Source organism: Shewanella sp. ALD9, assembly GCF_002836315.1.
Classification (GTDB): Bacteria; Pseudomonadota; Gammaproteobacteria; order Enterobacterales; family Shewanellaceae; genus Shewanella.
Map to the genome: position 1 here is coordinate 160021 of NZ_PJCD01000038.1, position 24368 is coordinate 184388.

18 protein-coding genes are annotated in these 24368 nt (G+C 40.5%); 5 read left to right on the plus strand and 13 right to left on the minus strand.

Going from position 1 to position 24368, the window contains the following annotated elements:
• Positions 1-50: 50 nt before the first annotated feature.
• From crr to CXF88_RS15215, 4 genes are all read right to left on the minus strand, one after another.
• Positions 51-560: a PTS glucose transporter subunit IIA gene (gene crr, locus CXF88_RS15200; RefSeq protein WP_101087606.1), complete on the minus strand. Its 510-nt coding sequence runs from the start codon at positions 558-560 to the stop codon at positions 51-53.
• Positions 561-641: 81 nt separating this feature from the next.
• Positions 642-2363: a phosphoenolpyruvate--protein phosphotransferase gene (gene ptsP, locus CXF88_RS15205; protein ID WP_101087607.1), complete on the minus strand. Its 1722-nt coding sequence runs from the start codon at positions 2361-2363 to the stop codon at positions 642-644.
• Between the two features lie 12 nt (positions 2364-2375).
• Positions 2376-2633, minus strand: a complete 258-nt coding sequence (locus CXF88_RS15210; protein ID WP_041413537.1) for an HPr family phosphocarrier protein — start codon at positions 2631-2633, stop codon at positions 2376-2378.
• A 334-nt stretch (positions 2634-2967) separates the two neighbouring features.
• Positions 2968-4584 (minus strand): methyl-accepting chemotaxis protein, encoded by a 1617-nt coding sequence (locus tag CXF88_RS15215; protein WP_101087608.1) that lies wholly within the window; start codon positions 4582-4584, stop codon positions 2968-2970.
• 275 nt (positions 4585-4859) lie between these two features.
• On the opposite strand from CXF88_RS15215, the gene CXF88_RS15220 reads away from it, so the two are divergent.
• Positions 4860-5570, plus strand: a complete 711-nt coding sequence (locus CXF88_RS15220) for a DUF3334 family protein (RefSeq protein WP_101087609.1) — start codon at positions 4860-4862, stop codon at positions 5568-5570.
• A 145-nt stretch (positions 5571-5715) separates the two neighbouring features.
• Here CXF88_RS15220 and CXF88_RS15225 read toward each other — a convergent pair whose 3' ends face one another.
• Both CXF88_RS15225 and CXF88_RS15230 read right to left on the minus strand, forming a co-directional pair.
• Positions 5716-6144 (minus strand): hypothetical protein, encoded by a 429-nt coding sequence (locus tag CXF88_RS15225; protein WP_157822818.1) that lies wholly within the window; start codon positions 6142-6144, stop codon positions 5716-5718.
• The gene (locus CXF88_RS15230; protein WP_082707333.1) at positions 6120-6560 is read right to left on the minus strand and encodes a T6SS effector amidase Tae4 family protein; all 441 of its coding nucleotides are present in this window, start codon (positions 6558-6560) and stop codon (positions 6120-6122) included. The genes CXF88_RS15225 and CXF88_RS15230 overlap by 25 nt, the downstream gene beginning before the upstream one ends.
• Positions 6561-6905: 345 nt before the next feature.
• Here CXF88_RS15230 and CXF88_RS15235 point away from each other — a divergent pair, with 345 nt between their 5' ends.
• Positions 6906-7943: a LacI family DNA-binding transcriptional regulator gene (locus CXF88_RS15235; RefSeq protein WP_101087611.1), complete on the plus strand. Its 1038-nt coding sequence runs from the start codon at positions 6906-6908 to the stop codon at positions 7941-7943.
• A gap of 193 nt (positions 7944-8136) precedes the next feature.
• A complete protein-coding gene (locus tag CXF88_RS15240) occupies positions 8137-9069 on the plus strand; it encodes a DUF808 domain-containing protein (protein WP_101087612.1) in 933 nt (310 codons plus the stop codon).
• Between the two features lie 164 nt (positions 9070-9233).
• On the opposite strand, the gene CXF88_RS15245 is transcribed toward CXF88_RS15240, so the two are convergent.
• The 6 genes from CXF88_RS15245 to CXF88_RS15275 form a co-directional block, all read right to left on the minus strand.
• A complete protein-coding gene (locus tag CXF88_RS15245) occupies positions 9234-9629 on the minus strand; it encodes a DUF805 domain-containing protein (protein WP_101087613.1) in 396 nt (131 codons plus the stop codon).
• A 170-nt stretch (positions 9630-9799) separates the two neighbouring features.
• On the minus strand, positions 9800-12262 hold the full coding sequence (locus tag CXF88_RS15250) for a glucan 1,4-alpha-glucosidase (RefSeq protein ID WP_101087614.1): 2463 nt from the start codon (positions 12260-12262) through the stop codon (positions 9800-9802).
• Between the two features lie 337 nt (positions 12263-12599).
• Positions 12600-14159, minus strand: a complete 1560-nt coding sequence (locus CXF88_RS15260) for an MFS transporter (RefSeq protein WP_101087615.1) — start codon at positions 14157-14159, stop codon at positions 12600-12602.
• A 399-nt stretch (positions 14160-14558) separates the two neighbouring features.
• On the minus strand, positions 14559-16652 hold the full coding sequence (locus tag CXF88_RS15265; RefSeq protein WP_101087616.1) for a glycoside hydrolase family 97 protein: 2094 nt from the start codon (positions 16650-16652) through the stop codon (positions 14559-14561).
• A 223-nt stretch (positions 16653-16875) separates the two neighbouring features.
• On the minus strand, positions 16876-17472 hold the full coding sequence (gene trmY / locus CXF88_RS15270; protein ID WP_101087617.1) for a tRNA (pseudouridine(54)-N(1))-methyltransferase TrmY: 597 nt from the start codon (positions 17470-17472) through the stop codon (positions 16876-16878).
• 235 nt (positions 17473-17707) lie between these two features.
• Positions 17708-19918, minus strand: a complete 2211-nt coding sequence (locus CXF88_RS15275; protein WP_101087618.1) for a putative Ig domain-containing protein — start codon at positions 19916-19918, stop codon at positions 17708-17710.
• A gap of 333 nt (positions 19919-20251) precedes the next feature.
• Here CXF88_RS15275 and CXF88_RS15280 point away from each other — a divergent pair, with 333 nt between their 5' ends.
• Positions 20252-20494 carry a YecH family metal-binding protein gene (locus tag CXF88_RS15280; RefSeq protein ID WP_101087619.1) on the plus strand — a complete coding sequence of 81 codons (243 nt, stop codon included), beginning with the start codon at positions 20252-20254 and terminating at the stop codon, positions 20492-20494.
• 419 nt (positions 20495-20913) lie between these two features.
• A complete protein-coding gene (locus tag CXF88_RS15285; protein ID WP_101087620.1) occupies positions 20914-22227 on the plus strand; it encodes a coproporphyrinogen III oxidase family protein in 1314 nt (437 codons plus the stop codon).
• A gap of 104 nt (positions 22228-22331) precedes the next feature.
• Here CXF88_RS15285 and CXF88_RS15290 read toward each other — a convergent pair whose 3' ends face one another.
• Positions 22332-24320, minus strand: a complete 1989-nt coding sequence (locus tag CXF88_RS15290) for an alpha-amylase family protein (protein ID WP_242445176.1) — start codon at positions 24318-24320, stop codon at positions 22332-22334.
• Between the last annotated feature and the right edge of the window lie 48 nt (positions 24321-24368).

Below are 24368 nucleotides of genomic sequence, written 5' to 3' on the forward strand. Positions count from 1 at the left end.
TTTACGACACGATTGAGTAGAGGTATTAAATAAATCGAACCAATTTGATGTTACATTTGCACCGTAAAAATAATATCTTTACCCGCAATAACGCTGCCTTGGGCCTTATCTAATTGTTTAACGTCTTCCATATTGGCCAGCACTACCGGAGTGAGCAAACTATCAACTTTTCCGCGTAAGTAAGCTAAATCGAAAGACAAAATCGGTTCACCGGCTTTAACTTGCTGACCTTCCTCGGCTAAACGCTTAAAACCATTGCCTCTAAGTTCAACGGTACCAACCCCAAAATGCACAAACAGCTCAAGCCCTTGTGGAGACTCAATACTAAATGCGTGGTTGGTTTCAAAAATTTTACCTATAGTGCCATCAATCGGGGCAACAATAAATTCGCCCTTAGGGTCGATAGCAATCCCATCACCAACAATTTTTTCAGCAAATACCACGTCGGGTACTTTTTCAATTGCAACAATATCACCCGATACAGGTGCATAAATGGCAATACCACCCGTTAATGGTGGTTGGCCGGAAATAAGTCGTCTAATGCGGCTTAAAAATCCCATAAGAACAAGCCCCTTTTATTAATATTTTTATGCGCTTAATTGTAAACGGCTCTGTCAACTTTACCAACTTTATTCGTGTGATTAATCGCAATCATGTGCAAAAGCGTTAATGGCTTTACGAATTTCAGTAATTCGAGTTAACAAAGCAATGTGTTGTGCATGGCGGACAAATTTTGTGTAATTACCTTTAATCAATGCCACTTTTACGTCTAATAAATTAGCCGGGTTGATACTCAACTCATCAAGCCCAAGTCCGACTAACAAAGGTAAGACGTATGGATCGCTGCCAAGTTCACCACATAAAGAGACTTTAACATTTGCCTGTTTACAGTGGTTTATGGTGATGGAAATTAATTGAATAACAGCAGGTGATAAAGGTGGATATTGTTTGGCTAAATGTGGATTAGTTCTATCGGCCGCTAAAGTATATTGAGTTAAATCATTGGTGCCGATACTGACAAAATCGAGCAGTGGCAGCATGCTGGGTAGGTTCAATACCGCTGCTGGGGTTTCAACCACAATGCCGTAACTCAGGGTACCAAAACCTTTTTCTTGTTCAATTAATTCTGCTTTGGCACGTTCAATTAATAAAAATGCGGCGTCAAGTTCTTCAACCTGGCTTACCATCGGAAACATTAATCGAACCTGGCCATGATTCGCCGCCCGAAGTATCGCTTTTACCTGGGTGATAAAGGTCTCTGGGTGCGCCAAACTATAGCGAATACCACGAATGCCAAGAGCTGGATTATCTTCGTTGCTTTGCGGCAAACAAGGGATCTCTTTATCTGCGCCGATATCAAATGTTCGAATGGTCAGTACGTCACCTTGTAAGCTATGAAGGGCGTCACAATAGAGTTTATATTGTTGCTGCTCATTAGGTAGCGCTTTGGCATTCATCAATAAAAATTCAGTACGAAACAAGCCAATGCCTTGTGCTCCGACTTCGGCTGTATGAGATATTTCACTCAGATTACCCACATTGGCCAGCAAAGTGACCAGATGACCATCATTGGTTTGACTGGGCTTATCTTTATAAATCATTAATGCTTGGCGACGCAGTAACTCTTGTTGTTGTTTTTGCTTTAATTGGTCGAAAAGTTCAGGTGATGGGGCGATATGTAACTCACCAGACATACCATCTAAAATAAGCTGCGAGCCATCTGTAATAGGGTCTTCAGATTGTGAAAACTGATAATTGAGTAATGCAGGAATTCCTGCTGCCCGAGCCAAAATGGCAGTATGGCTTGTTAGGCCTCCAGATTCGAGAATAAGTCCAGTAATGTGGGTTAATGGCAATATGGCAAATTCAGCAGGGGTTAAGTCATCTGCGAGTAAAATAGTGTCTTCAGTGAGTGTTGATAAATCCCATTGCAAATGGCCATGCAAAGCACTGGTGAGGCGTTTAGCCAAACAAATTATATCACCGCTACGATTGGCCAAATAAGGATCGTCTAATGACAACATTTCTGCAGCATGTTGATTAAAAATACGATCAACTGCGACAGCTGCGCAGACTCTAAATTGCTCAATATGTTGATGTAGTTGCTGCTGCAGCTCCTCATCTTCAAGCAACATAATATCGCTATCAATCAGTTGGAAATTATCACAATCTGGGCACAGGTGATGTTGGCAGTGTTGTAAATGTGCAATCAAGTGATGAATTGCCTGGGTTAACTGTTGCTGTTGCTGGTCAATTTGTTCAATAGAAAGCAGTTTAAAATCGAGTGGTGGCAGTTGGGTGGTAATAGTCAATGCTTTACCAAAAGCGATACCTGCAGATACAACGATTCCATTGATTGACATAACGTTGTCCTATTAACTAAGCGTAATCAGCATTGAGGCTATTTTGTCAACGGCTGCTTGGCCGTGTTCACCTGACGCTAACACCGTCACAGACATGCCTTGGTAAAGGCCTAATGTTTGCAACTTAAATAAACTTTTCGCACTGGCTTGTTTTCCATTACATTCGACCATAATGTCGCAATCAAACTCTTTTGCCTCTTTTACCAGTAATGCCGCTGGACGGGTGTGAATACCGTGAGGAGCAACAATGGTGACCGTTTTTTGATACATAAACAACATACTCTGTAATGAATGACAACTAAATACTCATCGGATTAAGTATCAATATTTCAATAAGCTAGTCGAAAGTACTCACTAGCCATTTGGTTGAAAAATGCTTGTAGAACCCAAGTTTTTAATCTGATGGAGACAATATACCCTAAAGTCAGAAGGGCTAAAAGTGATGTTCGACTCGAAATGATCGGCGATGTAATCATCAAGGATATAAGCCAATATTGACAGTGCTAAGAATGAGAGGGTTTAGCAGATAAAAAACGAAGGCTTTTGGGGCTGACATTTGCAATGCTACGCCTGACAAGCCTTAGTAAATAAATCGTTTTATTAATTATATTTTAAATTGCCCTAGTGTTTTGCTCATATCAACACTAATGGCTTGCAACGATTGCGCTGCCTGGCTGTGGGTTTCGTTAGCGGTCAACGACTGTTCGGTGAGTTCAGAAATGGTATTGACGTTGACATTGATGTCTTCGGTAACCAATGCTTGTTCTTCAGTGGCACTAGCAAGTTGTGCTGTCATGCCACTAATATTATCGATGAGTGCTAGAATTTCGATAATTGCATCGCTTGACTGTATGGCTTTTGACTGTAACTGAGCAGACTCCCGTTGGGTATGAGTAATGCTGTCGATAACCGATTGAATACCCGTTTGGATCTGACTAATAATTTTATTGATTTCATTAGTCGATGACTGAGTTCTATTCGCGAGTGCTCGTACTTCATCTGCCACTACAGCAAAGCCTCGACCATGTTCACCGGCTCGTGCTGCTTCAATGGCGGCATTGAGCGCAAGCAGGTTAGTTTGATCTGCAATACTGCCAATAACATCAAGAATACTGCCAATCTCAGCGGATGAATGACTCAGTGTTAGTGACACTGTTTCAGCTTGATGTAATTCATGGACTAAACTTTGTGTTTGTTCAACGGTTTGTTGCATCAATTTTTGATTCTGTTCCGCTTGATGTTTTACATTAGCGGCACCGTCAGCTGCATCTTGTGTATTTCGTGCCATTTCTTGGCTAGTCGATAACATCTGGTTGATAGCCGCGGCGACACTTTGGGTTTCACTATGCACTTGATTCGCGCTTTGATTAGATGACTTTACGGTGTCTAATAAATGTATGGCTTCATCATTTAAGGTATGCCCGAGCGGTTGCAAATTAGCCACCATATTGGCAATTTTAATCACAAATTGATTGAATGCATCAGCCAATTTAGCCACTTCGTCGTTACCTTCAGTCGACAAACGCTGGGTCAAGTCACCTTCACCTTTGGCTATCTGTTCCATCGCATCGATCGTGACGTTGAGAGGTTGGGTAATGGAATGATTCAACAATAAAAAGAATGCAAAAATAGGCACTGAAATAATCATCATGATAATAAAATAGTCAATAATGATACCTGTCATGCTTTCATTAACATCGTTGACGTTAGCTTGAGTGATTAAGGTCCAATCAAGGGCTGAATAATACTGCGCTGCGACTAATACTGTTTGAGGCTGATTTTGTTGGTCGACAATAGCAAGTTCATTTTGTGCGATGTTGTTTTTTTTGGCGTTAGCGATCAATTGTTGATATGAATTAGAACCGTTGAATGTTGCTAAATTGGCAAGTGGTTTACCGATAGAGTTTTGATTAAGCGGATTAACAATAATGCGGTCTTGGTTATCAACAATGATAAAAGCTTGATGATCATTAACCTCAATTTGACTGGCAAATTGGCTTAATATTTCAACCGTAGCGTCCGGCTTAGCCAATTTAAACGCATCAAGAGTGCTACTTAATTGGCTGACTTGTCCACTTATCTGCTTATATTTTTCCTCAATTAAATGATTATATTGTTCTTTAATTGAAAAAGAACCGAAAACCACAGTGCCTACAGCAGCTAAAGCTAACATAATGAATAAGCGCTTTAAAATGGTTAAGCGTCTTAATAATCCAATCATCATCAGTCCTAATTCAAACAATCCATACAAAGTTGTGCGATTATAATGAAAATATGAAAAAACATAAGCTTGAAAGATTGTTTTTGTGAGCAAACAGCTGATTTTTACATTTGTTAATTGAATGTGTTTATTTGTAAAAAATTATTGATTATCAAATGATTAGTGTACCATTAAGTTTGATTGGTTAATTAACATGCTAATCGATTGTTTTAATTTTGATTTTTTTTTGATTTACCCGCAAGATTAGCTTAATTAATGGATAAGGTACCTACGTTATGAATTCATCTTCTACAGTCAAAAATGACGACATTTTACTTAAACTTTGTCATTCTGTTTCTCATGTTCTGTCTAGCACTAGTGCGAGCCATATTAGTCATGCTGGGATGGTTCAAAGTATTTCTCGTACCCGTTTAAAGCCTGATTTGGCGTGTTTTTCCATTTTCGACGGCGGCTTTTCAGGTCTAGTGGTTATCAATTTTTCAGCTGCTGCGGCTATTGAAATTTATCGCCGCTATATGATCAACATGGGCATGCCTGAAACAGAACTCGCGTTTTCACATACTTCTGATGATGTCAGTAATGTTATGGGCGAATTAATGAACCAAATTTTGGGTGATTTTATTGGTAAAATATCGAAAGAATTGCAAACATCAATTAGCCAAAGCCAACCTAAAATGTTGGTTATTAATAAAGAGTTAACTATTTCTATCGATACAAACCTCGATAATGCAGTTGCCAGACGAGTGTCATTTAAGACTGAAAATAATCATATTTTTTATCTTGAATTCGCCATGGATAAAACCGAGTTTATTCGCTCAGCAGACTTTGAAATGGACGAAGAGTTTGATTTGGACTCGTTAATTGAAACTCATGGTAAAACAGCGCAAGTCAGCACTGTAAAATCAAAAGATGTATTAAATGATCCCAATATTAAAGGCATTGTTGTCGATGACGCAGATGACTTGCTTAGTGAACTTGGATTATAAGTAATGCAGATTGAGAGACATAACCAAATAAGCAATTCATCTTGGTTGTTTCTCTCGATTTAGGCCATCTTGGTTGTTAATTTCTTTATTGAAGCTCTTTAAAGACATTCAACTTATAGCGTTAGAATCTTATTACCAGAAAAATTTATTGTTTATTATTTAAGAAGTGACGGTAGACCTTTTCATCTAGGCCAATTGTTGGACACGTTAACCCTTTATCTCTTACAGTTGAAACAGTCATCTTGCCATCAGTGATAAACACTGCTTGTGATTGTAATGAGCATTTATCAATCGCTTTCACTTGCCATCTTTTGAGTTCATCTAAAGCTGCAGGCGCACCAGCAACAATATAAACTTTCACATTATTGTATTGATAAAAATAACGCCCATCGTCATTAACCTTTACGAGAGAACATGGTGTTTTTAGTTGTAAAGAAATATGTTGAGTATCTTTATCGAAAACGCATTGCCCTGAATCATCGTTCAAACTGACATGAGCGTTAGCACATGACATTAACAATAATGATCCGAGTAAACCAAATGGTCGAATCATGCTGACATTTCCCAGAACCATATTTGCTCTCCTAAATTAAGCCAGTCAGGATCTCCAGCCTTTAAATATTCACCATCCCATAAATCAATATGATCAGTATTTCCCCAACCATTCATTATAAAAACAATGCCTTTTTTATCTTTTAAAACAGATAGAGCATCGTTTTTAAGGACTTGTTTGTTACCAACAAATGTACAGCTAGCAGAGTCAATCCAATTTGCAAGTTCTTGTGCAGCAAGGATATGCCTTGGTGTATGTTTTAAACCAGGATAACAGCGACGTTGAGGATACATTTTATCAAAAGATGAAATATCGATTCCAGACGCTTCTAATGACACACCCATACGGATAGCACATTGATTAGCGAATAATGTTTTGTCGCAAGGGTTGCTGGGATAAGGATGGTTAACCCATAATTTATTAAATTGAATAAGCATGTTACTAAGTCCTTTTAAATGAATAATTAACAATACCACCTTCTTAATGTTAAAAAAATTACCCATAGTAATTACTGATAACTTAACTTAACATATGATAATAGATACCTAAAACCAAAGTAAATGATGTAGTTAACTACCCCCATTTACGTATTCAGCTAGCCTAAGTAGGCTCATTACTATGAAATGATAGAGGTATGAATAAATATTTTAAGCGAATAAACTACAATATTTATAAATTTCATAATAGTAGAGGCTAACTATTTTTTTAAATCATTATTAAAGGCATATGCAGGTACTTTCAGTTTCAAACCTTCACCCATTAACTAAAGGCGATGCAGAGAAATGACATCTAAAGCGACTTCTATTGATATAGCTTACCGTGCAGGCGTGTCGCAATCGACTGTGTCTCGCGCGTTAAGAAACAGTCCGTTGGTAAATTTAGAAACGCGGCAGCGTATTCAAGCCATTGCAAAAGAACTCAATTATAAAGTCGATAAAAATGCCAGTAACTTACGCATGCAAAATAGCCATACGTTAGCATTGCTAATTTGTGAAGATCCTACTAACGATGAGTCGATGATCAACCCATTTTTTCTCTCTATGCTGGGTTCGATCACTCGAGCCACCGCCCGTCAAGGTTATGATTTATTGGTTTCATTTCAGCAGCTTTCAACGGATTGGCATGCAGATTATGAAGACAGCAATAAAGCCGATGGTATTATCTTATTAGGTTATGGCGATTATATGGATTATGCCCATAAACTTGATAAGCTTATCGAAAAAAATACTCACTTTGTTATCTGGGGAGCTGAGCATAACAATAAAGCGGTGTTGTCTATTGGTTGCGATAATCATCAAGGTGGTTTTGTGGCCACGGAGCATTTGCTCGGGTTAGGGCATAAACACATTGCGTTTTTAGGTGACTCGTCAAGTCGCAGCCCTGAATTTCGCGACAGATATTTAGGTCATGTTGATGCTTTAAAATCTACCGGTATCGAAGCTGACAAACAGTTACAGCATGACGCTATTAATACCGAAGCCTCTGGCTATCATGCCGCCAACGTATTATTAGATAGCGGCGTGACATTTGATGCTATTTTTACTGCGAGTGATCTTATTGCGATAGGGGCGATTCGTGCATTGAAAAAGCGCGGTGTTGTAGTGCCAGATCAAGTTGCTGTAGTGGGATACGATGATATTCCAGTGGCCAGTTTTGCCAATCCGGCGTTAACAACCATAAAGCAAGATACTCAGTTCGCAGGTGAAATACTTGTCGAAAGTGTGTTGAAGTTAATCCGTGGTCAAGAAGTTAGCCAGCGATTAATCAAGACCCATTTAGTGGTGCGTAGTTCATGTGGTGCAAATGTTGAAGATAATTAGATAATTGATATTAAGTGCATTGAATACTTTATGTAGTGCTATTTTTGTTTATTTACAGAAGCTTGGCAAACTAATGCTCTGAGTTAAGATAACTTATTTTACAGTAACAACTTACATGCTCATATCATTAAATCGCTTTCAAACATGTGTGTAATTCCTGCTATTCAATTGTTTTTTAAAGGATAAGTTTTTTATGGCCGGTGCCAGTTTATTAACCCTATTAGATGATATTGCGACTATTCTGGATGATGTGGCGGCAATGAGTAAAGTGGCTGCACGCAAAACTGCGGGCGTTCTGGGTGATGATTTAGCCTTAAATGCACAACAAGTGTCTGGTGTTGCTTCTGATCGTGAACTGCCTGTGGTATTTGCGGTGGCGATGGGATCATTTAAAAATAAAGTGATTTTAGTGCCGATGGCCATGCTGATCAGCGCATTTATTCCATGGGCTATAACGCCTTTATTAATGTTTGGTGGTTTGTTTTTATGTTATGAGGGCTTTGAAAAAGTCTATCATTCACTAACACATAAGCGTGCTCCTGTGATTGATGACGATGCGGTAGTCGCCAAAGCAAAAGCGGATATCGAAGATTTAGCCGCATTCGAAAAAGAAAAAATAAAAGGGGCTATTCGTACCGATTTTGTCTTATCGGCTGAGATCATCGCTATTAGTTTAGGTGTTGCTGCACACATGGATCTAATGGGGCAATTTTTAACCTTATGTGTGATTGCCATTGTGATTACGGTAGGGGTATACGGTTTAGTAGCAGGGATTGTTAAAATCGATGATCTTGGTTTGTTTCTGGCTCAGCGTAAGCCAAGTGGAATAGGGCATAAATTGGGTTTAGGATTAGTATCTGCTGCCCCTTACTTAATGAAGGTCCTGACATTTGTCGGCACTATTGCCATGTTTATGGTCGGTGGCGGTATTTTAACTCACGGAATTCATGTGGTGTCTGAATGGATTGTGCATGCAGAAACGCTGGTAAGCCAAGTGAGTGTTGTTGGTGACGTTTTAGGGCTATTAACCCCAAGCGTGTTGAATGCACTATTTGGTGTTGTTGCTGGTGGTTTGGCGGTATTATTGATGAATGGTGTGACCAAGTTACTGCCTGCAAAAGATTAGTGACTGCCTGCAAAAAACTAGTTAATGCCAGCAAAAAGTTAGTTAATCCAAGTATTTGTTGTGGTAAGCAATGATGGGTAAAAACATACGAAAAAAGCATAGTCCATGACTATGCTTTTTTCGTGGTATTGACGATAACGACGATGTTAATAAGTCTCTTAGGACTAAACCGTTAAATTATCGGGACTGTCTGGATTTGGTACTGTTTTTGGATTTGGCCCATATTCGTTGTCATCTTTACTGTTAAAGCACATCACAACCAGTAAAATTAATATGCCAAGCAATGGAATAAATATCAATAATAACCACCAACCAGAATGGTCTGTGTCGTGTAAACGACGGACACTCACAGCGATACTTGGGATCATGATGGCGAGTGAATAAATTGAGCTTAATACCCCTGCACCGTAGACGTCGCTGTAAAAACCGACACCCATGTCTAATAGCGTCAGTACGATACTGATCACCGCACTGATTAATCCAAACATCCAGTATTCTTTACGACGTGCACGGCCGCTAAAATCAAAATACTGCTTCAATACTTTTACATACCAATCCATTTGTTGTTCCTTAACGTTAACTTTTATTAATCCGGTTTATTTGTAACAAGATAGTGTTGAATTAACAAGGTTTATTCAACATACACACAAAAAATAAAGCCGTTGTGAGTCACAACGGCTTATTGAACAAGCTAATACAGTGCTATCAATACACTGTGATTAATACAGTGCTATTTAGCGAGTGTTTGTTGTACAACAGGGTAAAAGTCCCATACTTTTTCATCGGTCATCGAACGCACCAATTTAACGTATTCAGCATGGGTCCACGCTAGCGGTGTTGCTGAGTTGGTACCTTGGCCCATTTTGTAATTATAACGAGTCGCGTTGCCTACGCCGTCCCAAGCTTGCTCTGGCAACATTAACCCTTGGTTAGCAAAGGTTTCCATGCCTTGAACATAGGTATTGATTAATACTTTCCTCGTGTCAGGGGTTAAGGTGTCATTCGCTTTTGCTAAGGCTAATTCGTAATGACCGCGTTCACCGGTAAAGAAAGGCCATACTCGACCTCGTTGATTTTCGGTGTCGCCTTTTTCAGCGTAGCTAAGACCTGTGACAGTGTCTTCACCATATCCATCGTTACCATAGCGGCGGTATCCTGGTACTTTACTGCCATCTTTGGCGGTAAATAGGTATTTAACTCGTAAGTTATCTTCAAGACCTTGGTTGTCTATTAGCATGACGCTGTTTTTAATAACAGGGTCTTGGGCGTTAACCACACCATAACGGACTAATTCTAAAAAACCACCATCGAGGATCATGCGCTGATCTAAACCAGGTTTACCATTGTTATCGATGAGCTTATCGGTGTTATTAGGGTTACCATTTGGGCTAATGCGCACATAATAAGGTGCAACTTTACCTTTGGCATCTGTTTCACCTAATAAGCCAGTGGTGGTGACCATCGTTGTTTCGAGCTGACGTTGTAGCTTACGCGCTAAATCGGCATATTCAGGTGCTTGTTCATCTTTGGCTAGCGCTCCGATATCACTGGCAGCCACTAAACCCGCAATTACGGCTGCAGTTGTGGATGGAGAAAATCCTGCTTGCTCTTCCCAGCGTTCTTGTTGGGTACTAGGAGGGTTAATTTCAGTGTCATTCCAATCCAGTTTTACTTTGCCGCCTTTAACTAAAAAGTCAGCGGCTGGTTTAAGCATGTCGTTATACCATTGGATTATTTCTGCATCGCTAAGCACACCTGCTTGCCACAGTTTCCAGCCGAGCATGATTGGCATAGCGGTTTGATCTAACTGCACGCCAACCCATTCAATTTCACCATCGACATGGGTTTTCTGTAAAAACCATCCAGGAGTACCTGCAAAACCAGGTGTTTGTTGTTGAACTTGAACCTGCTTTAAATATTCAAAAGCCACTTTTGGTGTTTGAATATCGCCCATGGCTAAAAATGCCATTGCACATTGGTAAAAATCACGTGGCCATACGGCTTTATAGCCTGTGCTACCGACTTTAGCTGAAACGGTGTCGCCCCAAGGATTTGAAAGTGATGCGATTAACGCACCAGCATGGGTTTTATCTTCTTGAGCTTTTAACACTAAGGCGCTGGCATAGAGTAATTTACCGTTATCTGTAGTGTTGCTGCTCATGTCATTTAATGGCTTCAGCGAGGCTAAGTAATCTTTCCAGCCAAGATGTTTATCGTCGCCTAAATACGCTTGTTTAACGGCGTCATAACCCGCATCTAATGTCGCTTGAGTGGTGGCTAAGCTGCTTGCTTTGTCTTTACCAAAACCAATAACCAAATTAAAGCTTAGGCTGTCATTAGCATTGGTGAGGGTAGGGTATTGTGCGGTTAGGGCGACGTTGCCGCCTTGATTGGTGTCGCTAGTGGTTTGGTAATGAGAGTCAAGTTTACCGTTATCTTGTAAATCGACAATACCATCTGATGTGCCGACAAACCCAGCGCTTGCAGCGACAAAATCAACATCTGTTTTAACGGTCATTACCGTTGAATTAGTGTCGCTGGTGTAAGCCACTAGCGATTGGCCTTCAACACTAGCAATGTCATTTGAACCACTGTTATCAATGTGCGGATTGACATAAAGGTGTGGCGTAATGCCAGCCTCAAAAGCAGTAAAGGTGACTTTCATCATCAAGCTATTTCTATCGGGATCGGTAAAAATATGTTTTTCTATTTGGTATTTACCTTCAACATCTTTATTAATGACTTTATAAGCCAGCGATAATGGTCGTCCCATATCATCGGTATCTAAATACTCAATAGTGCTGATAGTGTGGTCTTTTTCAGTATCGACAAAGCCATTGCCAGAGATAATAAATTGCAGTTCTTTAAGCTGGGCATTGTGAATAAGGCCAAACATGGTTTCGGTTAATACGCCTTGAGCTATCGAAAACCACACTTTACTGACAGGGTTTGCAGCTGTGTCTTGATAATGGCCGTTAACATAGGGCTCATAAGATGTGCCTATGCCAGTTTTTCCTGAGAAAGCCCAAGTAGGTTCTATGCCCGGGGTACCGGGTGCGACGTTAATAACCTGAGCTTGTGTGTTTACTTGAGTATCAGCTGGTGAGCATGCACTTAAGGCTAGTGCCATCAGACTAGTTGTGACAGCTTTCGCTATGATGCTGTGATGCGTGAGTAAATGTGGTTTTAACATGGAATTCCCCAAAATAATGATCTTAATTTAGGGCCTGTTGATCTTTCAAGGTTGTTTTTGCAGCAAATTGTTGGTCATTTGTACAAGGCAGAGACTTTGTGGTGTAGTTATTCTACATAAAAAGTCGATAACGCAGTAAAAATGACCAACAAACGCTGCCCGAAGGGTTCGGCTAAAAACGTTTTACTCTTTGTTGAGTTACTCTTCGTTAAGTAAAAGTAGCTTAGATTGCTAGGCAGCAATCCGCTCGCCTCGATTAAAACGTTTTTATCTCGAACAAAATTTAACCTGCAAAGATCAACAGACCCTAGTTACCAGTGACAAAGACTGGTAATTCTTATTGTGTTTGCTTGTCTTGATCGACAAATAACACCGCAATGCCCGACAACATCATAAATATCCCGCCTAGTACTAACGCGTAAATAGGTTGTCCATCAAAAAATACCTTAAGCAATAAGCCAAGAATACTGGCCGCTAACAGCTGTGGGATCACAATGAAGAAGTTAAAAATCCCCATGTAAACGCCCATTTTTTTCGGGGGTAATACACCTGATAACATGGCGTAAGGTACCGATAGAATGGATGCCCAAGCAAAACCAACGCCAATCATCGGTATCCACAACAGGTTAGGGTTTTCAATAAACATAAAGCTGATGAGACCCGCACCGCCAATAAACATGTTGATGGTATGGGTGAGCTTAATGCCGACGGCTTTAGCTAGAAACGGAATAATAATCGCAGCAATTGCAGCAAAGCCGTTATATGACGCGAATAAGATACCGACCCAATCTGCACCATCATTATAGGCTTGTGATACCACATCAGTGGTGCCGTAATGGTACGAAGTAACGGCCGCTGTGGTGTAAATCCACATTGCAAATAGCGCAAACCAAGCAAAAAACTGTACCAGTGCTAGCTGACGCATGGCTTTAGGCATATGAAACAAATCATCGACAACATTAAACGTCATGCCTAAGCCGTCGCGTGTTGCTGACGATTCAGCGTTATTGTTTGACAGTTTGGCTAACTTACGCGAGCAGTAAAGTTGCAGTGGTCCGAAGGTAAAAATACCCAAACTTAAAATATAAAGTTGCTTATCTAGGTCTAGGCTTACAATTGCGAGAGTGAAAATGGCGCCAATCGCCATCCATATAATGGCACCATGTTGATATTGTTTGACTGTACGCGTATTGGCGTTAGTGTCTTGTGCATCAGTAGTGTCTTGTTGATGAAATTCAGCCAATTGCTCTGGAGAGTATTCTTTGGTTGAAATAATGGTCCAACCCACGGCCAACATTAGTACCGCGCCACCAAAGTAAAATGCATAGCGTACAGAGTCGGCAATTTCGCCCGCTGGGGCGGTATTTTCCACATCAAATACATTGGTTAAAATATATGGCAAGGCAGATGCCACCACCGCACCAATACCAATGAAAAAGCTCTGCATTGCATAGCCTTGGGTCCGTTGGTTTTTGGGTAGATTATCGCCGACAAAAGCACGAAACGGTTCCATGGCGATATTGATTGAGGCATCCATAATCCACAACATACCCGCCGCAATCCATAACGTAGGTGAGTGCGGCATGATAAATAGCGACAAGGTGGTTAGTATGGCGCCAATTAAAAAATAGGGGCGACGACGGCCTAATCCATTCCAAGTGTTATCACTTAAATAACCGATGATAGGTTGTACTATGAGACCCGTGAGCGGTGCGGCAATCCATAAAATGGGAATGTCATCAATGGATGCTCCTAGAGTTTGAAAGATACGGCTGACATTGGCGTTTTGCAGTGCGAAACCAAATTGGATCCCCAAAAATCCAAAACACATATTGAAGATTTGCCAAAAATTAAGCTGCGGTTGTTGGGTGACGTTTTTATAATTATTGTCAGACATGTGACATCCTTTTTGGTAAGTCGTTGTGCTTACTTCTTTTTAATTTTATTGCTTATGGCGAATTCGTTGGTAACCATTACGTTGGCTATGTTACATATTAATAGTTAAAAAAATGGCGAATACGCATCTCCCTAAGACGGATATTCGCCAAAACCTACGCTTTATCCATTAGCGACTTTCGTCAAATAATCAGTGGATAAAGTTAATCAAGGTACTCTAAAGCTGATGGTCTCCATGGCCGAAGACACACCAGAAACGACCTAAACCATTCCATCCTGCAATTAGAAACGAAATAGCATGTTTTATAGTATCCTCGAGCTTGTTCTTGGTACAACTGACTACATACGTATTCATGCTTTGTGAGCAACCTAATGCGAACACTTATGTAACATTCTAGCGTTACAAAGCTTTAAAACGAATCGCGGTACCCCCACTGGCTGCGAGGTTAAGTGTCAGCGCGTCTTTTGCAGTAACGATTTTGGTTTCAATCACGTAATCATAAGGGTTTGTTAGCCAATCCGCTTTATCACCGTCACGATAAATTTGGGCTTGGTAGCGTTTCCCCTGCGTGAGGAAGTCTAATTTTAACGTCAATTTTCGTGAATCTTCATCTGTTAATGCGCCTAGGTACCAGTCTTCAGCACCGCGCTGTTTTCTTGCAAAGGCAACATAGTCGCCAACTTCACCTGCAAGGGCGATACTGTCGCTCCAATCTGTTGGTACATCTTCAATAAACTGGAAGGCATCGAGACGTCGCACATAGTTACGCGGTAAGTCTGCAGCCATTTGAATAGGGCTGTACAACACGACATACAAGGCTAATTGCTTTGTGAGTGTGGTTTTTACGCGGTTAACCGCATCTAGACCTTCAGGCGCTAAATTAAAGATCCCAGGGGTGAAGTCCATCGGCCCAGCCAGCATACGGGTATAAGGTAGAATTGCTGTATGTTCTGGAGTATTAGGTGGGCTTCCCCATGCATTAAACTCTTGGCCTCGAGCGCCTTCGCGTGCTATCCAATTTGGATAAGTACGACGTAGACCGGTATCTTTAATCGGCTCGTGAGTATTAATGCTAATGCCACGTTTTGCGGCTTCGGTAACGCTATGTAGATATTCGTTAACCATAAATTGGCCGTCGTGCCATTCATGGCGCACTATACCATTTTCATCAACGCGCTTAATGTCACCACCGTCTGCTACGTAACCGGTTTTAACTTGAGTCACGCCATTTTTTTGATATAAATCATAAGCATCACTCATTTGATTTCGGTAATTAGTCACTGAACCTGAGGTTTCATGATGACCAATTAAACGGACATTTTTATTGTGACCGTATTGTGTAATCTCATCGATATTAAAATCAGGGTAAGCCTTCGTAAAGCTGAATACATCGCCGTTATCGAACCAACTACCATCCCAGCCTTCATTCCAACCTTCTACCAATACCCCATCAAACCCATATTGGGCGGCAAAGTCCATATAACGCTTAGTTTCGCTGGTGGTCGCACCATGCTTAGGGCCGCTTCCCCAGGTGTTTTCATTGAGGTGCATTCCCCACCAAATGCCGACGTATTTACCCGGTTGCACCCAAGACACATCACCTAGTTTATTGGGTTCATTAAGATTAAGGATAAGATCTGAGTTAAGTAAACCTGGGGCATCTTTAGCAATTTGAATCGTACGCCAAGGTGTTGAAAAGCCAGGTTGAGTCTTCACTCGAATACCATCTGACCAGGGGGTTAAATCAGCACGTAAAATACCGTCACGCCCTTGATTAAGCACCATTGCAGCATAATCGGTGAGGGCGGCTTCATGGATGCTTAAATGCACGCCATCAGCCGTTCTAAAAGTCATAGGTGTGTGGGCTCTGTCGATTTTATCAAGTGAGGTTGTACGGTATAAATATTCGTAGCGGTTCCAGCCGCGCCCGGGGATCCACCATGCGGTTGTGTGTTGTGGATCTGGGATGGCAAATTCAGTCAATTCATCGGTAATATCGAGTTTTGGTGTGTTAGCCAACCCGGTTTGTTTTGGCACTAGGTAACGAAAGCCAATACCGTCATTAAATGCTTTAAATTCGATATCAAAGTCAATTTTGCCGTTACTCAGGGTGGCGACCACGCGGTTGTAATGATCGCGGATATTTTCACGTTCACCCCAAGGTTGCTGCCATGTTTGGTCTACGCTGCTGTTAGTCACATGTTTAATGTTAAAATCAGTACCTAATTCACCTACCTGTTGAAATACCAACCCTAATTTACTTGGGTTGATAACAATATTGTCATTAAATTTTACTTGGTATTCAGGACGGCCATTATCATCGGTCAAGCTGATGTTGATGTGCTTGTCAGGCGAGGCGACATTAATGGTTTTAGCTTGAGCGAGACTGGGAATGGTTGATAACGCGACAGCACAAGCTACTGCGATAACATTAAGTGCAAAGTGTGACTGTGTGGATAGCGGATTTGCTCCGTTAAATAAAACGCGCGCCATAGTATGTCCTTGTTGATTATTATTTTATCTTTAGAACAAGTAATATATGACGCTTTTCGTTTATACAGCAAAGATTTGCATACGTATTCAGTGTGCCAAGCAAGTGCTTGAAGTGAAATTACGCAACAATTTTATTACCCCACGAACAATGATTGGCTCAGGGTTGATTACTTGACTCAGACATTGTTCACCAACACTTTATCCTTTACGCAATCGTATTAATTTACAATCTCATGTCCAATTCATTGTGTATTAACACCACGCATTGTGATGCAAACAACATTTTGGGCCCCAAGTTTATGTGCTGGGTACCCAGGCGTTTAAGACTGTTAAAGCTCTTTTTAGGCATAGGAATATGATCGGTCAGTAAAAAACACGGGTTAGCAGCAAACTCGATATCACGTACTGGGGTGCCTTTTTTCTCTAACATATACAGCTGATAATCTTCCGCTAACTCTTGCACCAGTTTTTCAAAGCTAACAGTGCGCACTGTGATACCTGCTTCAACTTCACGTAATTGTTCTTTCGCCATGCCTTTAGATGCCGTTAAGGCTTTAGCAATTTTATGGGTTAAGTTTTGCTCATGGAAGCCGCCAATATGACCTAACTCACTTGAACGGAAACAGATGGTGCGAGAAAAATCGAGGGTGCTTTCTAACACTAAATACACCACTACATCGTCGCGATGTGATTGGGCGACAAAAATGGTATTCATCAAAGTGTGAGCTAAAATTTCAGTGTGGGCCGATTGACCAATACCTGCCAAAAATTGTTGGCTATCAACGGGAGCTGCTCTGGCTCGAACTACAAAAGCGCGCATGGGGAAATCCTATTAGAGGTAAATTAAACATGAAGCGGATAACGTAGTCGAATAATCAATCAGTTAAAGCCTAATATAATGTCTATTATCACAGTTTAAAGGCCCGCTGTAACGCTATTAATGACTGAAAAAATGAGTAGCGCAGATTCAAGTTATTTATTAGTTACGGCTATGTAGTTAATTGAATAATTAATAAAAAAGGGATTAAATTTGTGGCTTAATCCCTCTGGAGTATTTACTTGGTCTGGCTATCGTAATACTTACTACTAATCATGCCTTTAACAATTGATTCAATTTGTTTGATCGGAACCACCGATTGTATTCCTTGTGATGATTGCGGCGTCACTGGTTGCGGTTCATCTATCCATTCATTAATTGAGGTGAACAATAATTGACCATCAGCACCTTTTTCAATTTTGGCTACATACCACCACTCTGTAATACCAACTGTTGGTGGGCTAAATATGCGTTGTTCATTATTAAATATAAATTCAACACGTGTTGTAGCCGGGTCAATGTCAGGTGAGCCAGAGAAATTTTTCACGTAGTAATCGTATCTACCTTCGACAGGAAACTGAGGAATTGAAATCACTTCAGGCCCATAACTTGTTACATCATCAACATCTAAATAGATGATGGTTTCATTAAGGGTGACTTCTGAATTGGCATAATACACATGGCTTTCATTACCTTCAGTATCAGTAATATAGAGATGTGAGTCTAAATCTCTTGGTGCTTCACCCCAGTTCAAGGTTATTTTAGTTAACGCTTCAGATAGCACTAAACACTCTGCTAAGGTGATGTCCTCTTCAAACGTGTTAATAATAGATGTTCGGCTTTGAAATCCGATAGTGGCGCCAAGTAAAACGGTAGAATGACGCTTAACTGGGATGCTAAATGTGCCATCATCGATAGAGAATGTGAGTGAGCGCCCCAAGTAATCACGTCCGTCTGAAATAACGCGAGCACCATTTAACAAATTACCATCTTCATCTTCCACACAACCATTTACCATAATGGTGTCGTAAATCATATCAGCATTCCAAGTAGTGAAATGACTAACATTACCTTGATAAAATGATTCACCGTTGACTGAAACTAATTGCGCTTCACCTTCTTCGATCCATAAACCTGACGTGGTGTCGAAATAATAAAGCGGTATCGTTGAGGGGGGAGTAGTACCTGCTACAGGTATATGAATTTGCGCGACTTTGTTTGGAGCGAGTTGTAGCTTGTTACCTGCACTATCAACAAAACTAACTGTAATAGCACCAAATGATTCTATTGGCACAATTTCGTTGGCACCGTTTGTTGTGAGCATATCACCTGGCATCATTTCAATATCAATAGCCGGGTTAATGACGGTTAGTTCAGCTACAACGGCAGAAGATACAAGGTTACCATTTAAATCAACAAGGCTGTTTTCAGGTAAAGTAACAAGCACATTACCATCAACAGCTAGCTCAGATACTTGAGTCGCATCAAAACTAATTGATGCATGAACAGGTTGTAATAGTAAATTGTGTTCTTGGGTTAGTTCATTTCTTGAAATACTCAATGCAGCTTCAGAATAATCTGTCGCATCAGCCACAATAGTCAATCTGTCACTCAATTGAGTATCTTGGATTTTTGCTGAAAATAAGCCTTCAGCATCAGCCGTTACTGTATTAACAACTAGGTTACCATTAGATAAACTCACGACACTTTCTGGAATGACTTCACCATTAAAATAGTTAATCGTGGTACCAGAAATAGTATAAAAATATTTTTCATTTAAATTGAAACTAACTTGAACTGGCGCAACGCTATCTTCACCACCGTCAGTAACTTGTACAGAAATATCGGTTGATTTTGTTTCATATACGGAAGATGTATAACTCATTAAGCCAGAAGGACTAATCAATAAACCATTTGGTCCGGTAATTAGTTCAAAGTTAATGTCATTTTCAATGTCAGAATCGTCTACATCAGAGACAATTAATTGGTAGGTAAATGTCGAGCCTGAATCAACACTTTGCGCCACGATAGAAGACACAACCGGGGCATCGTTTACAGGCGTTACAGAGACTTCAAAGTTCTGTACAGCAGGTTGCGCTTCGTCTTCTCCACCATCACTCACAGTAACCGTGATTGACCCAGACGTTAATACACCTTCAAGTGGTGTCCATGAAATCAGACCTGTATTGTTAATGGCCATACCATCTGGCGCATTGGTTAAATTGAATGTTAAATTCGTACCATCATTGGCATCGTCTTGATCGGTAACGGTTAGCTGATACAGGTATTCACTATCTTCAATTGCAGTGACAACAGCGCTAGAAGATATTAACGGTGCGATGTTTTTAATCACCTCATTTTCATCATCGGAAGATGAACCACATCCGGTTAATACAAAAGAAAGTGCAGTTGCAACAACAGAAAGTCGCCACTTGTTTGTTAATTCCATTTACCTACTCCATGAATCAATAATTGTTAACTAGTCATTAAAATATTAAACATAAGGTGTTGATCTTTAGTTGCATATTTCGTTGCGATAATGACGATTAAACAATGATTTATCAATAATCATAAGTGATGTGCATTAGCGATTAGCGTACACTTTTGTATAGGTTAAATGTTAATAGCAAGCCAAATATGGCTATATAATTCTGTTAGCAGCATCAATTTTAATACAGGCAACAAGAAAGATATTTTTCAAATCTTGTGTGTGAGATCGGTATTTATAACTAAAAAATACGTTATAAAGTACAAATAAATTACATCTTTAATTGGAGATACTATGTCTGGATCAGTTCACGGTCATCAAGTTATGCAAATGATGCTAACCCACGGCTCAGCGTTAACAAAACAAGAGCTTAAAATGATGATGCAAACTACATTTGGTGTAGATACTCGTTATCATACTTGCTCTGCAACAGAGATGGACGCTGAGATGCTGATTGAGTTTTTAGAGGGCAAAGGTAAGTTTATTCCCAGTGACGGCGGTATTACCACAGCAGCAGATAAAATTTGTAATCACTAAATTAATCAAGATGACAATATGTGGCTTAGCACTAGTTGGTTCTAGATAAGCCTAATGTAAATATAATTTACCATACACTCTTCAATTTCACTCACTAACTCTTCAGTGTTGATTTCTGGCTCGGATAAATCCATTTCACCAATTAAGCACACAATCCCCTTTGAACCTTTGAATTTCAATATGTGATCAACATCAAACTTTAACAATAGGAAGGCTCGTATTGTGTAGATAAAGGTAAAGGTGTGGTTATACATATAAATATAGATTTTCTAATTACGCAATCTATTCACGCAATCTAATATCACACAAATAATCGCTGTTAAATAGCACACTTACGCAGATACTCAGGATTGGCTGAAGCCCATCCTGCTGATTTAAACACTCATGCCATTGGCAGTATCTAAGACTAAGGCCAACTCATGAACACATTCTTTTCGTCCTCAAAGTTGAATATTGCCACAAGCAGCCTTGACTGGGTTATGGGCCAAACCATAAGACATTCATTAAATCTGCAAGATGCTGTAGCACTTGATGAATTACAACCGCTGATTGTGCCAGACAAGCCGATTGAAACGCTTTATATCCACATTCCTTTTTGTCATACTTTGTGCCGTTATTGCTCGTTTCATAAAATTAAATTTAATGAACCAGTAGCCCGAGAATATTTTAAGGCGCTGAGACAAGAAATCCGCCAAGTGCTTGCCAAAGGATTTCGTTTTAATCGGGTGTACATCGGCGGTGGCACCACAACTATTTTAGAAGATGAGCTGATCAAAACAATAGAGTTGATTAAGTCATTAACATCAGTACGTGAAGTCACTTGTGAAAGCGATCCTATTTACTTTAAAAATGGTCAGCCGCATTTGCTTAACGGTTTGGTCGACCGAATGTCGATTGGAATACAAAGCTTTGACGATAAGATTTTAAAAGCGGTTGGTCGTTTTGAAAAATTTGGCAGCGGTTTACAACAAGCTGAGTATGTTAGCCGCGCTATCGAGATTATCCCTACGGTTAATCTCGATATGATGTATGGCTTTACCATGCAAACACCGCAGACGGTGGCGAACGACTTGGCTCAAACCATTCGTTTACGTCCTGATCAAATTACCACTTATCCGTTAACCATTGGCATTGGTAAAAATCGCAAAAAAGCCGGTTGCCTTGCTGGCGAGCCTGAAGCGTTATGGCCACAGTTTTTAGCGGTAAAACAAGCGTTAGCTGAACACTATATTATGGAGTTTCCGTGGACCTTTAGCCGTAACTTTGGTCAGCCAGTTGAACATAAATATGTATTAGATGGTGAAGACTGCTTCGGTGTCGGTTCAGGCGCATTTGGTCGCTTTGGGGAGCAATTTAGAATTTCCAGTTTTAATATCCCAGATTACATTAACCGTATTAAAGCAGGACATAGCGGCACTTGTTATACCAAACCATTAAAAACCAAGGCACTGTCACAGCATTATTTAATGATGATGATGGGCTGCGGCTTACTGGACAATCGACAATGTAAAGCCTATACCGGCAAGTCTTTGTGGCACGCATTCCCGTTAGAAATGAGTTTTTTAATTTCAGCTGGAGCACTGAATAAGCAGGGTGATAATTATATCACTACGGTTGAGGGCCAGTTTATAGCGCTAAAAATGTTTTCAGGCTTTTTGTCTGGAATGGATTTTTTACGCGAACAGGCCTGTGGATTGCCCTTAAGCACAATTGAAACGATGCCGAATATTTAGTCTGTGCGTTATCGATAAACGTTTAAAAAAGCCACAGGTAAGCATATCTGTGGCTTTTTAATGAGATACTTTTTTACATAAACTAAACAATTATAAGTATCAGTTTATGCCTTATTGGCGACATTAAGAATAACAGACTGCAAAGGGGCTAATTCAATATCAACACTGGCGCTGCCATCTTTGTGTAAAATGAGTTGTTGATTCTGTGGGGTACTTTTCAGCAAATCTGTCAGCTTTTTATTACTGCTAATTTGCCACGTTTGTATCAGTGTGTTTGGCAACTGAAGGGTAAATTGTTTGCTGTGGCTTTGACTGAAATTACTGACAATGATCAATTGCTGTACTTCGTTAAAACGGCTAAAAGCAAATACGCTGTCGTCATAGCCTTTAAGCTTATTTTGGCGTTGTAGGCTATCGAGTTCCCTGTACTCACCGCTTAGCGCAGTAGCAGTGTGGCTTAAGTTTAATAACGTTTGATAATAAGCGCGTAATGTCTTTTCATCGCTTGTGGACTGTCCGCCATCAAACTTGCCGTTGTTCATCCAGCGTTGATGAGCCGGTACGCCCACATAATCAAAAATACTGGTGCGAGTCGGTTGGCCAAAACCTGCATTTTCAGCACCTTGTTCGCCAACATCCTGGCCAAAATACAGCAAGGTGGGTGAGCGACTTAAGGTTGTAGAGACCACCATGGCAGGTAGGGCATTAAATGGATTGCCAGCAAACTCGTTGGTGTTGATGCGTTGTTCGTCGTGGTTTTCTAAAAAATGCAGCATGTACTGATCGATGTCGCTGACTTTGGCTTGAACTGTCGCAATGGCTGCAGTGCTAGCTTTACCTTGAATAATGGCTTTTAAGGTGTCATATAAATCGACTTTGTCGTACAAGTAATCCATTTTACCTAAATGAATATAATCGCGGTATAAATCGGGGTTATACACCTCAGCCAGAATAAACGCATTTGGGTTGGTGTGCTTAATGTGGCTATTGAGGTAGCTCCAAAACTCTACTGGTACCATTTCAGCCATGTCGTAGCGAAAACCATCTACGCCTTTGGCTAGCCAATATTGCGCAATGTGCTCAAACTTACGCCATGAATCGGGAATGTCATCGGCCGCTTGTGCTTGCCAAAAGGCTAAATGCTCGGCGGTGGTTTTATTTGCATAATCATTAGGCAGTGCAGGGAAGTCATGGCTACCATCGGGTTTGACTCCATAATTTATTTTAACGGTTTCGTACCAATCGTTGGCATCGGGCTTGGCTAAACGTGAGCCATTGCCGGTCCATTTTGCCGGTGACTCGGCAAACTTTGCGTCGATGAGGGGATGTGTTTCGCCGCCTAATGGCAGATAACCATCCGATGCTTGTGGGACTTGAAAGTCTTCACCGACCACATAATAGAAATTGTTGTGTCTACTATAGGTGTTAGTTTTATCGTCGTTTGCACCAAAGTCTGGCTCGCCTTTTGGCGCTGAAATAGAATGATAATTGCGCGCGACATGGTTAGGTACGATATCGATGATGACTTGCATACCATTGGTATGGGTGCGGTCGATTAATGCTTCAAACTCTGCCAATCGATTAGCCGGATTATCAGCTAAATCTGGATTGACGTTGTAATAATCTTTTACTGCATAAGGTGAACCCGCACGGCCTTTGACGACATCAGGATCATCATTACTAATACCATCAGCCGTATAATCATTGATTAATGCATGGTGTGGTACGCCGGTATACCAAACGTGAGTGGTGCCTAATGATTTTATATCTTGTAATGCCACATCGGTAAAATCACTGAATTTGCCTACGCCATTTTCGGCAATAGTTCCCCATGCTTTATTGGTGGTATTGGTGTTGCCATACAGGCGAGTGAATACTTGATATACCACAGGTTTGCCTGTTGTAGCAGTTTTATTTGTTTGAGTAACTGATACGTTTTCGTTATCGTTTTTTACAGCAGTATCAGTTTGTTCAACGGTATTGGGTTGGCAAGCGCTTAATCCTAACCCCAGTATACAGGCTAGTACTAATACGTTTGAGGTCGGTGAAGGTAGGCGAAGTTGGCTTACTAACGGTTTATTGATGGGGCGCATGAGTCTCTCTTTTATTGTTTTTATGAGAGTGATTCTATTGAAGAACAT

Coding starts and splice junctions, on each gene's coding strand:
- crr (WP_101087606.1), bottom strand. CDS start 560: ATGGGATTTTTAAGCCGCATTAGACGACTTATTTCCGGCCAACCACCA.
- ptsP (WP_101087607.1), bottom strand. CDS start 2,363: ATGTCAATCAATGGAATCGTTGTATCTGCAGGTATCGCTTTTGGTAAA.
- CXF88_RS15210 (WP_041413537.1), bottom strand. CDS start 2,633: ATGTATCAAAAAACGGTCACCATTGTTGCTCCTCACGGTATTCACACC.
- CXF88_RS15215 (WP_101087608.1), bottom strand. CDS start 4,584: ATGATTGGATTATTAAGACGCTTAACCATTTTAAAGCGCTTATTCATT.
- CXF88_RS15220 (WP_101087609.1), top strand. CDS start 4,860: ATGAATTCATCTTCTACAGTCAAAAATGACGACATTTTACTTAAACTT.
- CXF88_RS15225 (WP_157822818.1), bottom strand. CDS start 6,144: ATGGTTCTGGGAAATGTCAGCATGATTCGACCATTTGGTTTACTCGGA.
- CXF88_RS15230 (WP_082707333.1), bottom strand. CDS start 6,560: ATGCTTATTCAATTTAATAAATTATGGGTTAACCATCCTTATCCCAGC.
- CXF88_RS15235 (WP_101087611.1), top strand. CDS start 6,906: ATGACATCTAAAGCGACTTCTATTGATATAGCTTACCGTGCAGGCGTG.
- CXF88_RS15240 (WP_101087612.1), top strand. CDS start 8,137: ATGGCCGGTGCCAGTTTATTAACCCTATTAGATGATATTGCGACTATT.
- CXF88_RS15245 (WP_101087613.1), bottom strand. CDS start 9,629: ATGGATTGGTATGTAAAAGTATTGAAGCAGTATTTTGATTTTAGCGGC.
- CXF88_RS15250 (WP_101087614.1), bottom strand. CDS start 12,262: ATGTTAAAACCACATTTACTCACGCATCACAGCATCATAGCGAAAGCT.
- CXF88_RS15260 (WP_101087615.1), bottom strand. CDS start 14,159: ATGTCTGACAATAATTATAAAAACGTCACCCAACAACCGCAGCTTAAT.
- CXF88_RS15265 (WP_101087616.1), bottom strand. CDS start 16,652: ATGGCGCGCGTTTTATTTAACGGAGCAAATCCGCTATCCACACAGTCA.
- trmY (WP_101087617.1), bottom strand. CDS start 17,472: ATGCGCGCTTTTGTAGTTCGAGCCAGAGCAGCTCCCGTTGATAGCCAA.
- CXF88_RS15275 (WP_101087618.1), bottom strand. CDS start 19,918: ATGGAATTAACAAACAAGTGGCGACTTTCTGTTGTTGCAACTGCACTT.
- CXF88_RS15280 (WP_101087619.1), top strand. CDS start 20,252: ATGTCTGGATCAGTTCACGGTCATCAAGTTATGCAAATGATGCTAACC.
- CXF88_RS15285 (WP_101087620.1), top strand. CDS start 20,914: ATGAACACATTCTTTTCGTCCTCAAAGTTGAATATTGCCACAAGCAGC.
- CXF88_RS15290 (WP_242445176.1), bottom strand. CDS start 24,320: ATGCGCCCCATCAATAAACCGTTAGTAAGCCAACTTCGCCTACCTTCA.